17 protein-coding genes are annotated in these 15,240 nt (G+C 63.1%); 2 read left to right on the forward strand and 15 right to left on the reverse strand.

Features of this window, described 5'->3' with window-relative positions:
- The first annotated feature begins 14 nt into the window (after positions 1-14).
- Complete coding sequence (locus P0D80_RS38900; protein WP_062127806.1) at positions 15-221, forward strand: CsbD family protein; 207 nt, start codon at positions 15-17, stop codon at positions 219-221.
- 37 nt (positions 222-258) lie between these two features.
- On the opposite strand, the gene P0D80_RS38905 is transcribed toward P0D80_RS38900, so the two are convergent.
- Complete coding sequence (locus P0D80_RS38905; protein ID WP_132373588.1) at positions 259-546, reverse strand: hypothetical protein; 288 nt, start codon at positions 544-546, stop codon at positions 259-261.
- On the opposite strand from P0D80_RS38905, the gene P0D80_RS38910 reads away from it, so the two are divergent.
- Positions 545-1,927, forward strand: a complete 1,383-nt coding sequence (locus tag P0D80_RS38910; RefSeq protein WP_408181706.1) for a sigma-54-dependent transcriptional regulator — start codon at positions 545-547, stop codon at positions 1,925-1,927. The two genes, P0D80_RS38905 and P0D80_RS38910, sit on opposite strands and share 2 nt — an antisense overlap.
- Before the next feature lie 104 nt (positions 1,928-2,031).
- Here P0D80_RS38910 and nagZ read toward each other — a convergent pair whose 3' ends face one another.
- From nagZ to P0D80_RS38980, 14 genes are all read right to left on the reverse strand, one after another.
- Positions 2,032-3,060 carry a beta-N-acetylhexosaminidase gene (gene nagZ, locus P0D80_RS38915; protein WP_408181704.1) on the reverse strand — a complete coding sequence of 343 codons (1,029 nt, stop codon included), beginning with the start codon at positions 3,058-3,060 and terminating at the stop codon, positions 2,032-2,034.
- A gap of 71 nt (positions 3,061-3,131) precedes the next feature.
- Positions 3,132-3,557, reverse strand: coding sequence for a holo-ACP synthase (gene acpS / locus P0D80_RS38920; protein WP_408181703.1), 426 nt, complete (start codon positions 3,555-3,557; stop codon positions 3,132-3,134).
- A 25-nt stretch (positions 3,558-3,582) separates the two neighbouring features.
- Positions 3,583-4,347 (reverse strand): pyridoxine 5'-phosphate synthase, encoded by a 765-nt coding sequence (pdxJ, locus tag P0D80_RS38925; RefSeq protein WP_408181702.1) that lies wholly within the window; start codon positions 4,345-4,347, stop codon positions 3,583-3,585.
- A complete protein-coding gene (gene recO / locus P0D80_RS38930) occupies positions 4,344-5,249 on the reverse strand; it encodes a DNA repair protein RecO (RefSeq protein WP_408181701.1) in 906 nt (301 codons plus the stop codon). Before recO ends, pdxJ begins: the two co-directional genes overlap by 4 nt.
- A complete protein-coding gene (era, locus tag P0D80_RS38935; protein ID WP_408291714.1) occupies positions 5,236-6,135 on the reverse strand; it encodes a GTPase Era in 900 nt (299 codons plus the stop codon). The genes recO and era overlap by 14 nt, the downstream gene beginning before the upstream one ends.
- Positions 6,136-6,190: 55 nt before the next feature.
- On the reverse strand, positions 6,191-7,447 hold the full coding sequence (gene rnc / locus P0D80_RS38940; protein WP_408291716.1) for a ribonuclease III: 1,257 nt from the start codon (positions 7,445-7,447) through the stop codon (positions 6,191-6,193).
- 174 nt (positions 7,448-7,621) lie between these two features.
- Positions 7,622-8,515, reverse strand: coding sequence for a signal peptidase I (lepB, locus tag P0D80_RS38945; RefSeq protein ID WP_408291718.1), 894 nt, complete (start codon positions 8,513-8,515; stop codon positions 7,622-7,624).
- Positions 8,516-8,533: 18 nt separating this feature from the next.
- A complete protein-coding gene (lepA, locus tag P0D80_RS38950) occupies positions 8,534-10,327 on the reverse strand; it encodes a translation elongation factor 4 (RefSeq protein ID WP_132373579.1) in 1,794 nt (597 codons plus the stop codon).
- 205 nt (positions 10,328-10,532) lie between these two features.
- Positions 10,533-10,796: a glutaredoxin family protein gene (locus P0D80_RS38955; RefSeq protein ID WP_408181696.1), complete on the reverse strand. Its 264-nt coding sequence runs from the start codon at positions 10,794-10,796 to the stop codon at positions 10,533-10,535.
- Positions 10,793-12,310: a DegQ family serine endoprotease gene (locus tag P0D80_RS38960; protein ID WP_408181694.1), complete on the reverse strand. Its 1,518-nt coding sequence runs from the start codon at positions 12,308-12,310 to the stop codon at positions 10,793-10,795. The genes P0D80_RS38955 and P0D80_RS38960 overlap by 4 nt, the downstream gene beginning before the upstream one ends.
- A gap of 35 nt (positions 12,311-12,345) precedes the next feature.
- A complete protein-coding gene (locus P0D80_RS38965; protein WP_132373576.1) occupies positions 12,346-13,389 on the reverse strand; it encodes a MucB/RseB C-terminal domain-containing protein in 1,044 nt (347 codons plus the stop codon).
- A gap of 4 nt (positions 13,390-13,393) precedes the next feature.
- A complete protein-coding gene (locus tag P0D80_RS38970; RefSeq protein WP_408181691.1) occupies positions 13,394-14,026 on the reverse strand; it encodes a sigma-E factor negative regulatory protein in 633 nt (210 codons plus the stop codon).
- 83 nt (positions 14,027-14,109) lie between these two features.
- Positions 14,110-14,709, reverse strand: a complete 600-nt coding sequence (gene rpoE, locus P0D80_RS38975; protein WP_006051939.1) for an RNA polymerase sigma factor RpoE — start codon at positions 14,707-14,709, stop codon at positions 14,110-14,112.
- Between the two features lie 101 nt (positions 14,710-14,810).
- Positions 14,811-15,218, reverse strand: coding sequence for a hypothetical protein (locus P0D80_RS38980; protein WP_408291725.1), 408 nt, complete (start codon positions 15,216-15,218; stop codon positions 14,811-14,813).
- Positions 15,219-15,240: the final 22 nt, after the last annotated feature.

The raw sequence follows: 15,240 nt of genomic DNA on the forward strand, positions 1-15,240 counted from the left end.
TCCGGAGATGCGACATGAATAACGACATCGCTGAAGGCAAGTGGAAGCAGATGGTTGGCAAAGCCAAGACGGCATGGGGTGAACTCACGGACGACGAGTTGACCAAGGCCGAAGGTCGCGCTGACAAGCTCGCCGGCCTGATCCAGGAACGTTACGGCAAGACGCGCGAACAAGCGGAACTCGAAGTACGCCGCTTCTTCGACAGCAACCGGGATTTCTGACCGCCCGAGTGAAGGAAATACAGGCGTCCGTCTGTGCTTACAAAACGTCAGGACGGACTCCCAAATTAATAACGCAAAGGACCTGAACGACTTGAGTCGAATCGCCGCTTTTCTGCCCGGTGCCGTGCTTGGTGCGCGCGCCGGACGACCTGTCTACCTCAGACGCGGCCGCTCTTGCGCCGCGCGAGCCAAGGTTGCGCGCGCGGCGCTGGATTCGACTCGGAATTCGACCGACAGTACCGGCCAGCATCGCGCCCGTGCCGCGCGCCAACGTATCGGCGCAGCGCATCGGGTATTCCATCCATCTAAAAATTGCGCTCGCCATGCCACACGCCCTGATTGTTGAAGACGATCCTAATAGCCTGTCAGGCCTGTCCGCCATCCTCGCCGCCGACGGCTTCTCCGTCGACACCGCGACCACGATCGCGGAGGCCCGGGCCGCGTTGACACGCTTCATTCCCGACGTCGTGCTGGTCGACCTGAACCTGCCGGACGGCAGCGGACTCGACCTGCTGCAACACCTCCCCGCGCATCCGCCCGGCGGCGCCTTGCCCGTGATCGTCATGACCGGCAATGCGACAGTGGAAAGCGCGATCGAGGGTTTGCGGCACGGCATCTGGGACTACCTGCTCAAGCCGGTCAACATTCCGCGTTTGCGCAGCCTGCTCGCGCGTATCCCGCGGCCGTACGAACTGACCGAAGAAGTGCAGACGCTGCGCGCGTCGCTGCGTCAACTCGGCCGGTTCGGCTCGATGCTCGGCCGCAGCGGTGCGATCCAGCACGTCTACGACACGATCGAACATATCGCGCCGACCGAAGCCGCCGTGCTGATTTCCGGCGAAACCGGCACCGGCAAGCAGATCGCGGCGCGCACGATGCACGACATGAGCCGGCGCCGTAAAGGTCCGTTCATCACATTCGACTGCCGCAGCGCGAATAGCGCGGCCGCGCAACGCTCGCTCGACAGCCTGCTGTTCGGTCACGAACGCGGCGCGTTCAACGGCGCCGAGCAGCGCGAACCCGGCCTGTTCGAGCAGGCGAGCGGCGGCACGCTGTTCATCGACGAAATCGCCGAGTTGCCGCGCGCCCAGCAGGAAGCGCTGCTGCGTGCGCTCGATTCGCAGACCTTCATGCGGGTCGGCGGCACGAATCAGGTGGTGACGGACTTCCGGCTGATCGCCTCGACACGCAAGGCGCCGCGTGCGGCGGTGGCCGACGGCAGCCTGCACGAAGATCTGGCGCTGCGCCTCGAAGCGGCCGCCGTCACGCTGCCGCCGCTGCGCGAGCGCGGCGAAGATCCGGCGCTGATCGCCCAGGCGTTGGTCGACGAATTGAATCACGAAGGGTTGACGCGCGGCTCGGCGGAGACCGCCAAGCAGGTCGCGCCGAACTTCCTGCGCGAGTGTCTCGCGTATGAATGGCCGGGCAATGTGCGCGAGTTGCAGGACCGCGTGCGGCGCGCATATCACGCGTCCGGCGACGTGCTGGAATCGCTGCGTGCCGATGAGGCGGGCTCGGCGAACGGCCGCGATCTGAATGGCAGCCGCGTGCAAGTTACCGTGGGCACGCCGCTCGCGGACGTCGAGGAAATGCTGATTCGCGCTACGCTCGACGCAGTCGGCGGTACGCGTCACCGGGCGGCGTCGCTGCTGGGCATCAGCCCGAAGACGCTGTACAACAAGCTGCAACGCATGCGCTTGAATTGAGTGGAGTGCCTCTGCGATCGCTCGCGGTCGGCCCTGGCTGAAAAAAACGGCGCCTTCATTGAAGGCGCCGTTTTTCTTACTTGCTTGCCAACTGTTCTCGCGGCTTATGCAAACGCGCTACGCAACAGCGCCTGCGCTTGCAGGTACTGCGGATCAGCGACCAGCTTGCTCCACTTCAACGCCTTGCCCCGCGGCCGCATGCGTTGCAAGCGCCGTTGCGATTCCTTCGACGGCGTAAAGCGCAGCGCATCCAGTACCTTCTCCGCTTCGTCCGGCTGATTGCAGATCAGCACCATGTCGCAGCCGGCTTGCAGCGCGGCGCTCGCGCCTTCGGTCAGCGTGCCGCCCTGGCGCGCGGCTTCCATCGACAGATCGTCGCTGAAAATCGCGCCTTCGAAGCGCAGCTTGTTGCGCAGAATGTCCTGCAGCCAGATGCGCGAAAAACCCGCCGGCTTCGAATCGACCTGCGGATAGATCACATGCGCGGGAATCACCGATCCCAACGACAAGCCGAGCCAGTCGTACGGCGCCACGTCGTCGCGCAGAATCTCCTCGAGCGAGCGGTCGTCGACCGGCATAGCGACATGCGAATCCGCCTGTGCGAAGCCGTGCCCCGGGAAATGCTTGCCGCAATTGCTCATGCCGGCCAGCGCGAGTCCGTGGTTGAGGCTCTTGGCGAGCAAGGTCACCACACGCGGATCGCGGTGGAACGCGCGGTCGCCGATCACCTGCGATTGACCATAGTTCAGATCGAGCACCGGCGTGAAACTCATGTCGATGCCGCACGCGCGCAACTCCGTCGCGAGGATATAGCCGACGGCCGTTGTCACTTTGGTGGCGTGCAGCACATCGCTGTCCCACAACGTGCCGAGCTTGCCCATCGCAGGCAGCACGGTGAAGCCGTCGGTGCGAAAGCGCTGCACGCGCCCGCCTTCGTGGTCGACGGCGATCAGCAGATCCTCACGGATCGCGCGGATCGAGTCGGTCAGCGCGATCAGTTGCGTGCGGCTCTCGTAATGGCGCGCGAACAGGATCACGCCGCCGGTCATCGGATGGGCAAGGCGGCGCTTGTCGTCGTCGTTCAGCGTTTTGCCGACCACGTCGAGCATCACCGGTCCGGGAATGGTTTTCATCGATTTCCGCTGGAAAAAAGCCTGAGGCAAGGAGAGACGCGGCCGGCCTGCGCCGCGTTCAAAAGTATTTTTTATTCGGCGACGCTGTCGGGCGTACCTGCTTGCGTCGTTTCCGCAATCACGAACGACACCGCGTAATCGCGCTCGTCGCTGATCGTGACGCGCGCCGTGATGCCGCGCGCGTCGAGCCATTCGGCCAATTCACCGGACGCAACCACCATGGGCTCGCCGCTCGGCTTGTTGAGCGTTTGCAGCGCGCGCCAGGTCATCGGCCAATGCATGCCGAGGCCGATCGCTTTCGAGAATGCTTCTTTCGCCGAGAACCGCGTGGCGAGAAACGCGAGCCCGCGCGCGGCTGAGCGCGCCTGCCGCGCGTGATAGACGCGCAGTTCGTCCGCGCCGAGCACCTTTTCGGCGAAGCGGCCGTTGGTGCGCGTCATGACCGCGGCCACGCGACTCACCTGAACAATGTCCGTACCGATGCCGTAGATCGTCATGCGCGGGCTGCCGTGTCGGGTCGCATCAGGCGCGCGCGCCGAGACGCGCGGCGACCATGATCGCCTTCATCTCGCGCACCGCGTTGTCCCAGCCGGCGAAGATCGCATGCGCGACGATCGCGTGGCCGATATTCAGTTCGTCGATGCCCTCGATCGCCGCGATCTGCTGCACGTTCGTGTAGTGCAGGCCGTGGCCCGCATTCACCTTGATGCCGAGTGTCGCGCCGAATTCGACGGCACGAACCACGCGCTCGAATTCGCGCTCCTGTTCGGCGGGATCGTGGGCTTCGGCGTAACGTCCGGTGTGCAGTTCGATCACCGGCGCGCCCGCTTCGTGCGCGGCACGAATCTGCGTTTCGTCCGGATCGATGAAGAGCGACACGCGCGAGTTCGCGTCGGCGAGCTGCTTGCATGCGGCACGCACCGCTTCGAACTGGCCGGCGACATCGAGGCCGCCTTCCGTCGTCAGCTCCTGACGCTTTTCCGGCACGAGGCAGACGTCGTGCGGCTGGACTTCACACGCGATGTCGAGCATCTCCTGGGTGACCGCGCATTCGAGATTCATGCGCGTCTTCAGGAGCGGGCGCAGCTTGTGCACGTCGGCGTCGACGATATGGCGGCGGTCTTCACGCAGATGCAGGGTGATGACATCGGCGCCGGCCTCTTCGGCCATCAGCGCGGCGCGGATCGGATCGGGATAGGACGTGCCGCGCGCGTTGCGCAGCGTGGCGACGTGATCGATATTCACGCCCAGGTCAATCACATTCGGCGACGTAAGAAAGAAGCTCATAAGTTCTGCAAGTCGATCAGGATCTGGCGCGTCGCGAGCGGCGTGCCGCCAAGGTAAGTGTTGAGCAGAAAGCGCATCAGCGTTTTGCTTTGCGCCACGGTCTGCGCTCGATGGTAATCGTCCTGTTCCATGTCGAGCAAGGTTTGCCCCGCGATTACCGGCCATTGCGCGGGCAGATCGTCGGAGGCTTCGCGCACGCCGCGCTCCGGGTCGAACACGTAGCGGCCTTCGGCCAGCACCGCTTTGCGCGCGACGGTGCGATCCAGCGCCATCGCGTAGCCGGTTTCGCGCAGCAGCACGCGCTCGAACGAACGCAGCACCTGCACGGGCGGCTCGTCGTGCGCGAGACGCGTCATCGTGACGACGTAGTGATGGAACAGTTGCGGATGCGGATCTTCGCGCGCGCAGAACTTGACCAGCAGTTCGTTGACGTAGAAGCCGCACAGCAGCGCGTCGCCGGCCAGCGGCAACATGCCGCCGACCCATTCGGCGCCGGTCAGCGTGCGCACTTCGGATTTGCCCGACCACGACAGCGCGAGCGGCTGAAATGTCTGCAACACGCCGCGCAGCGCAGAGTGCGGGCGCTTCGCGCCCTTCGCGACGAGCGCGAGGCGGCCATGATCGCGCGAGAGCACGTCGATGATCAGACTGGTCTCGCGATACGGATAACTATGGAGAACGAAGGCGGGTTGCTCCGCGATCCGGTAGTCGGACGCGGAGGTGCGCGGAGCGCGGCGAGGCGGCGCTTTACGTGGTTCGCCTTCGGCGCCCTGGGCGCTTTTAGTCGAGGACTTTCGGGTGCTACGAGCGGGTTTGGACGGCTCACGTGCCGGCACTGCCGGCTCCGAATCGTCCGGGTCAGCGTCGGAATTCAGCGTCATCCACGCGTCATTCGTACCCATACGCACGGAGCCCGGCTTCATTGTCGGCCCAGCCGCTCTTCACCTTGATGAAGGTTTCCAGATACACCGGACCGTCGAACAGCTTTTCCATGTCGAGGCGCGCTTCGGTGCTGATCTGCTTCAGCTTGGCGCCCTTCTGGCCGATGATCATCGCCTTGTGCGTGTCGCGGTCGACCATGATGGTCGCGAAAATGCGGCGCAGGCGCCCTTCGGTTTCGAACTTGTCGATCAGCACGGTGCTCGTGTAGGGCAGTTCGTCGCCAGTCCAGCGGAACACTTTCTCGCGCAGGATTTCCGCCGCGAGGAAGCGCTCGCTGCGATCGGTCAGGTCGTCGTCGCCGTAGATCGGCGCGCCTTCCGGCAGGAACGGCTTGACGGTCGCCATCAGACGTTTGATGTCGTCGGAATTCTTCGCCGACAGCGGCACGATCTCGGCGAACTCGTGCAGCGCGCTGACCTGCTGCATGAACGGGAACAGCGAATCCTTATCCGACACGCGGTCCAGCTTGTTCGCGATCAGCAGCGTGGGCACCGACGGCGGGATCAGGTCGAGCACCTTCTGGTCGTCCGGGCCGAAACGGCCAGCTTCGATTACGAACAGGATCGCATCGACCGAAGTCAGCGTGGACGTGACCGCGCGATTGAGCGAACGGTTCAGTGCGCCGCTGTGCTTGGTCTGGAAACCCGGCGTGTCAACGAAAATGTATTGCGCGTCTTCGAGCGTATGAATGCCCGTGATGCGATGGCGCGTGGTCTGCGCCTTGCGCGACGTGATACTGACTTTCTGGCCGACCAGCGCGTTCATCAGCGTGGACTTGCCGACGTTGGGGCGGCCGACGATCGCGACCATGCCGCAGCGAAAACCAGTGGGAGTGGGAGCGTTCATATTCGGGCTACGGCAAGTTTCAGATCGACGCGCGGGAATGGCGCGCCGATGGCAATCAATGGCCCGCGTCGGCGACGCGCGTTTGCACCGCGTCGGCTACGCCGGGTTCGTGTTCGGTCGGTGCCGCTGCTGCGCTTGGCACGGGCACGGCGGGACCGGGTGTGGCTTCGCGGCTGCGGTGTTTGTCGACGCTGCGGACCGCAGCGGCTTCCGGCTTGGCTTCTGGTTTGGCTTCGGCGGACTTGGCTTCGGCGGGTTTCGCATCCGCGGCCTTGGTGTCGAACTTTTCGGCGGCTTTCTCCGCTGCGGCTTTGTCAGCGGACTTGTCGCCCACGTGAGCGGCCGTCTTCTCTGCCTTCTCGGCGCGCTCGGTTTTGTCCTGTCCGCTGTACTCCACGTGCGCGGCGCGAATCACCGCCAACGGCGCGGCGGTGGCTGTCAGCGGGGTGCGTTCGGCTACCGGTTCCGCCGCGGCGGCGGCGCGGGACTCACCGCGCCCCGCTCCGCGCTCGTTCTTGCGATCCGGGCTGCGCAAATCCAGCGCGGCCTGCACACCGGTCACGCCGGGCACGATTTCCGGCTCGGCGTTCTTCGCCGCGCGAGCGCCTTTCGAGCGCTTGGGCTTGGCTACCACGGCAGGCGCCGCGGCCATCACTTCGTCGAGCGCTTTCTTGGCCGCCGCCTGCTCCGCCGCACGACGGCTCGCGCCGGAACCGGAGACTTTCACGTCCAGTTTCGGCACCGTGCATTCGACTTCGAATTGTTGATTGTGCGCCGCACCATGCGTGGCGACGACCGTGTAGGTCGGCAGAGCGATCTTGTGGCCTTGCAGATACTCCTGCAGCAGCGTCTTGGCGTCCTTGCCGAGCGTGCGTGGGTCGATGTGATCCAGAATGGGCACGTAAAGGCGCTTGATGACCGTCTGAGCGGCTTCGAAGCCGCCGTCGAGAAACACTGCGCCCAGCACCGCTTCGAGCGTGTCAGCGAGGATCGAGGGGCGGCGGAAGCCGCCGCTGCGCAACTCGCCTTCCCCCAGCCGCAGGCCTTCGGAGATATTGAGGGCCTGAGCGATTTCGTAAAGCGACTGCTGTTTGACCAGATTGGCGCGGACGCGCGACAGGTCGCCCTCGTCCAGTTTGCCGAAACGTTGGAACAAAAGCGCAGCCACCGCGCAATTCAGAACGGAATCGCCGAGAAACTCGAGCCGTTCGTTATGCGTGGAGCTATGACTGCGGTGCGTTAAAGCCTGGCGCAACAATTCCGCATTGCGAAATTCGTAGCGCAGACGGCTTTCCAACGGAGATAGGGGCATGGGCAGAGTATAACGCGGGCGCCAGACCCGGCGAAAACGCGGGACGGCCAGCGGAAAAAGCGTGGTGAAGCGACGTTACCGCGGGATCTTAAAGTAGCGTGATAACACGCCGCGGCTCACGTGACCTGGCGAAGGCCAACCGCGCGGCGTGTCGTGCAATCGACGCACACGAACTCAGTTGAATGAGCCGATGCGTTTCAGATTGCTGAAGTTCATCCAGATAAAAAACGCGCGGCCCACGACATTCTTGTCCGGCGCGAAGCCCCAGTAACGGCTATCCGCGCTGTTATCGCGGTTGTCGCCCATCATGAAGTAGTTGCCCGGCGGCACCTTGCAGATCACGCCGCGTGCGTTGTACGTGCAGTTATCGCGATACGGATAATCTTCGGCGCCGACGATGAACGGCGGCACGGCCGAATTGTTCAGAATCGCGTTCTTGCGGCCGTCGATATCTTCTTCGAACTGCTTCGCGTAACCCATGCGTTCGTCGTCGAGGTAATCGGGCAGCGGCGTTTCCGGCACCGGCTTGCCGTTGATCGTGAGCTGCTTGTCCTGATACGCAACGGTGTCGCCCGGCAGGCCGATCACGCGCTTGATGTAGTCGACCGATTCGTCTTTCGGGTAGCGGAACACCACCACGTCGCCGCGTTGGAGCGGACGGCCTTCGGTGATCTTCGTGTTGGTGATCGGCAGACGGATGCCGTAGTCGAATTTATTCACGAGGATGAAGTCGCCCACCAGCAGCGTCGGCACCATCGAACCCGAAGGAATCTTGAACGGCTCGACCACGAACGAGCGCACCACGAACACCACCAGAATCACCGGGAAAAAGCTCGCTGAATACTCGAGCCACCACGGTTGACGCAGCTTGTCGTCACGCAGACGCGCGCGCGTTTGCGCCGCGTTTTCGTCGGCGAAACGCTCGCCGATGCGTGCCTGCTGGCGGTCGAACTCGGCGACCGCGGCTTCCGCCGCGCGGCGCCGTTGCGGCATGAAAACCAGTTTGTCTGCGACCCATGCGACGCCCGTCAAAATGACGAGCACAAAAAGAATCAGCGCAAAATTCATAGGGTTCCGTTGTTCGTCTTATTTGTCTTCGACACGCAGGATCGCGAGGAAAGCCTCTTGCGGAATCTCGACCGATCCCACCTGCTTCATTCGCTTCTTGCCTGCCTTTTGCTTTTCCAGCAGCTTCTTCTTACGAGAAATGTCGCCGCCGTAGCATTTTGCCAGCACGTTCTTACGCAACGCTTTAATGTTCTCGCGCGCGATAATGTTCGCGCCGATGGTGGCCTGAATCGCGACGTCGTACATTTGACGCGGAATGAGTTCACGCATTTTCGACGCCACTTCGCGGCCGCGATACTGGCTTTGCGAACGGTGCACGATGACCGACAGCGCGTCGACCTTGTCGCCGTTGATCAGCATGTCGACCTTCACGACGTCGGCCGCGCGGTATTCCTTGAACTCGTAATCCATCGACGCATAGCCGCGCGAAATCGACTTCAGACGGTCGAAGAAATCGAGCACGACTTCGCCCATCGGGATTTCGTAGGTCAACTGCACCTGACGGCCGTGATACTGCATGTTGATCTGCGTGCCGCGCTTTTGCGTACACAGCGTGATCACCGAGCCGACGTAGTCTTGCGGCATGTACAGATTCACGGTGACGATCGGTTCGCGCACTTCTTCGATCTTCGACGGCTCCGGCATCTTGGCCGGATTCTCGACCATGATGGTCGTGCCGTCGCGTTGCAGGACTTCGTACACCACGGTCGGCGCCGTGGTGATCAGGTCCATGTCGAACTCGCGCTCGAGACGTTCCTGCACGATCTCCATGTGCAGCAGCCCGAGGAAGCCGCAGCGGAAACCGAAACCAAGTGCTTGCGACACTTCCGGCTCGTACATCAGCGAGGCGTCGTTCAGCTTCAGCTTTTCCAGCGAATCGCGCAGCGCGTCGTACTGGTTCGCTTCGACCGGATAGAGACCGGCGAACACCTGCGGCTTCACTTCCTTGAAACCCGGCAGCGGTTCGGGCGCCGGACGGTTCACCAGCGTGACGGTGTCGCCCACCTTCGCCGCGGCCAGTTCCTTGATGCCGGCGATGATGAAGCCCACCTGCCCGGCCGACAGCGATTCGAGATTCTTCGACTTCGGCGTGAACACGCCGACGTGCTCGACCGGATACTGCGCGCCGGTCGCCATCATGCGGATCTTGTCCTTGGGACGCAGCGTGCCGTTGACGATACGCACCAGCATCACGACGCCGACGTAGTTGTCGAACCACGAGTCGATGATCAGCGCCTGCAACGGCGCTTCCGGATCGCCCTTGGGCGGCGGCACTTTGGCGATCAGCGCTTCGAGCACGTCTTCGACGCCGAGGCCGGTCTTCGCGCTGCAATGCGTCGCGTCGGTTGCGTCGATGCCGATCACGTCTTCGATTTCGGCGATTGCGTTTTCAGGATTTGCCGCCGGCAGATCGATCTTGTTGAGCACCGGAATCACGTCGACGCCGAGTTCGATCGCCGTGTAGCAGTTGGCGACGGTTTGCGCTTCCACGCCCTGGCTCGCGTCGACGACCAGCAGCGCGCCTTCGCATGCGGACAGCGAGCGGCTGACTTCGTACGAGAAGTCGACGTGGCCCGGCGTGTCGATCATGTTCAGGTTGTAGACTTGCCCGTCACGGGCCTTGTATGTCAGTGCGGCGGTTTGTGCCTTGATCGTGATGCCGCGCTCGCGTTCGAGATCCATCGAATCGAGCACTTGAGATTCCATCTCGCGGTCGGACAGGCCGCCGCAAATCTGGATGATGCGATCGGCGAGCGTCGACTTGCCATGGTCGATGTGCGCAATGATCGAGAAGTTACGAATATGATCCATTCAGTGCCGATCAAGCAAAAAAGGCGCGCTCGGACAATAGCGGAGCACGCCTTGTAAGTAGGTGAAAAACCTATCTATTTTAGCCGAAAAGGCTATCGCCCGGCGCATCTTGCGAAGCTCGGGCGGAAAAGACGGCTCAGGAGAGGCGTGAAACGTGGTGTGAACGGCGCGGCGTTGGCGCTGTGTTCGAACCCTTGAGCCAAGCTCAGGGCGTCGCCGCAACCCGTGTGGCGAGCGCGGCACGAACCCGCGCTTCGTCGAGGTGATAGTGACACAGTTCAACGCCTTCGCAGACCAGAACCGGCACCAGTTCGTTGTAACGGGCTTCCAGCAACGGATCGGTGTCGACGTCGATCAATTCGACCCGCGCGCCGAATTCGGCCAGCAAGGGCTCGAGCGCGGCACGCATGTCGTCGCAAAGGTGGCACCACGCGCGCCCGTAAAGCGTGAGCGGCGCCGCCTTCGTCATTTCTGGACGCTGCGCGGGCGGACCGGCACGAACTGCGTGTTCTCGCCGCGGCGAACCAGCAGCGCGACCATCTTTTGCGGATCGAGGTGCGAGCTCACCTCGTCGAACTGCTTCGCGCTAGTGATGTCCGTATCGCCCACTCGCAGAATGATGTCGCCCTTTTGCAGGCCGACGCGTGCTGCGGGACCGTCCGCGGCGTCGATCTGCACGCCGTTGCGCAGTTTCAGCGCCTTCAGCTGATCAGCAGGGATATCGCTGACGGCCACACCCAGCGCGTTCGTGGCGCGCTGCTTCGGCGGCTGCGGCTTCTTCTGATCCGCCTTCGCCGATTTATCCGGCTGCATCTCGGCGATCGTCACCGGCAGATCGCGCGTCTGGCCCTTGCGCCAGATCGTGATCGTCGACTTGGTGCCCGGCTTCGTGTCGCCGACCATGCGCGGCAGATCCGTTGCCGTATCGACCGAATGGCCGTTGAACTTCAGGATGATGTCGCCCGGCTGCACGCCGGCTTTGTCCGCCGGGCCGCCCGGTTCGACGCTGCTGACCAGCGCGCCCTGCGCCTTCGGCAGGCCGAGCGAGTCGGCCACGTCTTTGGTCACTTCGCCGATCGCCACCGCAATCCGGCCGCGCACGACCTTGCCCGACGCCTTCAACTGATCGGCCACGCGCATGGCCTCGTCGATCGGAATCGCGAACGAGATGCCCATGAAACCGCCGGTGCGGCTATAGATCTGCGAGTTGATGCCGATCACCTCGCCCTGCATGTTGATCAGCGGACCGCCCGAATTGCCAGGATTGACAGCCACGTCGGTCTGAATGAACGGCAGATAGTCGCCCGTATCGCGCCCCTTCGCGCTGACTATGCCCGCCGTCACCGTGTTCTCGAGACCGAATGGCGAGCCGATCGCGACCACCCACTCGCCCACGCGCACCTTGTTCGAGTCGCCGATCGTGATGGTTGGCAGATTCGCGGCACTGATCTTCACGACGGCAACGTCGGTCCGATCGTCCACGCCGATCAGCTTCGCCTTGAATTCGCGCTTGTCGGTGAGCGTGACGTAAATGGTGTCCGCGTCGTCGACGACGTGCGCGTTGGTCATCACGTAGCCGTCCGCCGACAGGATGAAGCCCGAGCCGACGCCGCTGTTCTGCTCGGCGTCGCTGTTATCCGGCGTGTCCTGGCTGCCGCCACTGCCGCCGTTGTCACCGCCACGCGGCGTGCCTGGCGAACCCGGCGATTGCGGCGACTGCGGCAACGGAATGCCGAAGAAGCGCCGGAAAAATTCCGACATGTCGCCGTCGTCCATACCTGGCGGCAGGCCGCCGCGAGCACCGCTGTTCGAGACGCGTGTAGTCGTGCGAATGTTGACGACCGCCGGGCCGACCTTGTCGACCAGATCAGTGAAGTCGGGCAGATTGGCGGCAGGAGCCGCCGACGCCATATGCGGCACGAGCGGCAAACACGCCGCTACCACCGCGGCCGCGAGGAATTTGCGCACCGAGAAAGTCGTCATATCGTAGCAAGCCGAGGGATTCAGGATTCGGAGGATTACTTCGGAGCCTTGTATTCTATGGCAGACGCAAATTGCTGTAATGTGGTCTGGGGCACTTCACCAAGCAGAGTAATCCAGAAGTCGCCGCGACGCTTGACGAGCACGTGCGTGGCGCCGCTGCTTCCCGCGCCTTCCTTGCGCGTGTTGTTCTCGACCGGTTCGACGAACACCGAAATGGCCGCGAGGCCATCGGAGAACACCGCCTGGTCCACCGGAATAGTCGGCTGGCCCGGATCGCGCGCGGCCATGGGCCGGCGCAGTTCACGAATCTTACGGAAGCCCGGCACCGTCGGCGTGATCTGCCAGCCTTGCGCGGCCATGTCGACCGGCTCGACGGGCGGACGCACCACTGTCCAACCCGCGGTATTACGAATACCGCTGACGATGCCGGCCTTGTCGACCGGCACGCCGATGCGAATTTGCGAAAAGGACAGTTGCTCGAGCACCTGGCCATTCGGGTCGAGCGTTTGGGCACGCAGCAGGAGGCCAGTCTTCTTGTCCGCCCACAGCTTGTAGGCAAAGCGATACGCGTCTTTCGGATCGAGTTCGATCACCTGGCTGTCGACGCCCGCGACGCGGTCGTCGCCGAGCAGCTTGGGCTCGTAAACCGACAGCACCTGCTCGCCACTCACGGCCAGCAGCGCGGGGAACGAATCTTTGTTCTGACGCTTCTCGACGACGCACAGATGCCGCTCCGGCACGAACGTGTAGAGCTCTTCGTTATGACGCAGCATTTTGCGCGGCTTGCCGTCGAGGCTTTCGAGTTGCTCGAATTCGCCATCCGAGCGGGTCGCATAGTGCGCGATCCGCGAAGTCTGAACGTAATTGCCGCGCTGGTAGACGAACGCGCCCTCGTAATTTTGTTGTTGCGCGGCCTGATGGATGCGATCGAGCAGATCCGCAGCCGTGCGACGGGCGACGAGCGGATCGTCGGTTTGGGCAAAGACCCGCGGTGTAGCGGACAACAATACGGCTGCGCAGAAAAGAAATGCCGGCAGCCGCCCCCAGATAGTCGTTTTATTCAACCGCGGAGTCTGCATCAAACTATTGGCCTTGCGTAGAGACTGCGGCAGCGCGAATCAGCGGCATCGAGCCCGGCATGACCGGTTGTTGCGCGAATTGCTGGTGAGCTTCCAGATACTGGTCGAGACTGGCGTCACGAATGATGTTGGCGTCCTGCACGGCCGGCTGGACCGTAGCCGCCGGCACCGAAGCCATGGCCACACGTTGCAGCGCGTCGCCATGCGACTGGACCGACGCGAGTTGCGCCGTGCCCGGACCGCCCGGCACGCCTTGCAGTTGCGGCACGACGATCCACGTCAGCGTGGCGGCCGCGGCTGCGACGGCAAAGGCCGGCACGACACGGCGGCGCAGCGCCAGCAAACGACGCGCGACCGGCATGGCGGCAGGCGCCAGCACGTGCGGCTCGTTGTCGAAACGCGCGGCAAAACCGTTCAGGAATGCACTACTCGCCGCCGGGCTGACCGCCAGATCGTCGGAACGCAACGCGTCGCCGATCAGGTGATAGCTCGACCAGGCGGTGCGATCCTCGCCATTCAGCCCGGAAATAAACGTATCCAGATTCAGATGCTCTTCGCCGAACAGCTCACCGTCGACAAAAGCGGACAGACGCTCGCCGCGCGAGCTGGCTTGCGATTGCATCGAGACCGACCCCATGATGCTCCCCATCTTACAAATACCCCGTAGTGACACCACTAATCCAGATATTGCACCCGCGCTCCGTTCGGCAGGCTGGTGGTTTACCAGCGCTTGCCTTCAGGTGTGTCAAGCAACGGACGCAATTTTGCCGCAATGGCTTCGCGAGCGCGGAAAATTCGTGATCTGACTGTGCCAATTGGGCAACCCATCATCTCAGCGATTTCCTCGTAGCTCAAACCTTCAATTTCACGAAGAGTAATGGCGGTGCGCAACTCTTCCGGTAAAACCGCCATCGCAGCATTGACCGTCTCAGCGATCTGCTTGCTCATCAACATCGACTCAGGCGTGTTGATATCCCTTAGTTGGTCCGCGTCCGAGAAAGTTTCAGCTTCTTCAGCATCTGCTTCGGTCGAGGTCGGCGCGCGCCGCCCTTGGGTCGCAAGGTAGTTCTTTGCCGTGTTGACGGCAATCCGGTACAACCACGTATAAAAGGCCGATTCGCCGCGAAACTGCGGCAATGCCCGATACGCCTTGATAAAGGCGTCCTGAGCCACGTCTTCCACTTCGGCGGGGTCCCGCACGAGGCGCGAGATCAGCCGGAGAATCTTGCGGTGGTATTTGGAGACCAGAAGCTCGAACGCGGCCTTGTCGCCCTTCTGGACGCGCTCGACCAGCACCTGATCAATTTCTTTTTCGCTCACCTGATAAATCCGTTAACTATAGGGCGCATGGCGGGGCACCATTGTAGCGTTCCCGTCATCTGGGCACGTTACGCCGGTAACAGCGGTTACAGTCGTTACAGTCAGGCGCCGGCGCCACGCCGGCCCAGCACGGCCAGTTCCCGGAAGATGGGGGCCGGGAGTGCGTCGGCGGCAAGCAGCAAAGTGCGCGAGCGCCCCTGTTCCGGCATCAGCGCCAGAATCAGCAAGCGGCCGCTCCACTGCGAACAACCGGCAATGCGGCCTTGCGCCAGTAACGCGCCGGTACGGCCCCAGATGGACAAGTCGTCCGGCCCGATTTTCAGCGCGACGGGCCGCGCGCGCTCATACCGGAGCGCGCAAAGCGCGAGCCACGCCCACACGGCGAGCGTCAACGGAACTGCTTGCCACGCACCCAGATGCGGCGCGAGGCAAGCAAAGACGGCCAAAGTCGCCGTCACAACGAAAACCCCCAGTGCAGCCCAGATGGCGACGGAGCGCCCCCGCGCCATACCCGGCGGCGGGCCCGCGGGG

Source organism: Paraburkholderia sp. RL17-373-BIF-A (assembly GCF_046030175.1).
Classification (GTDB): domain Bacteria; phylum Pseudomonadota; class Gammaproteobacteria; order Burkholderiales; family Burkholderiaceae; genus Paraburkholderia.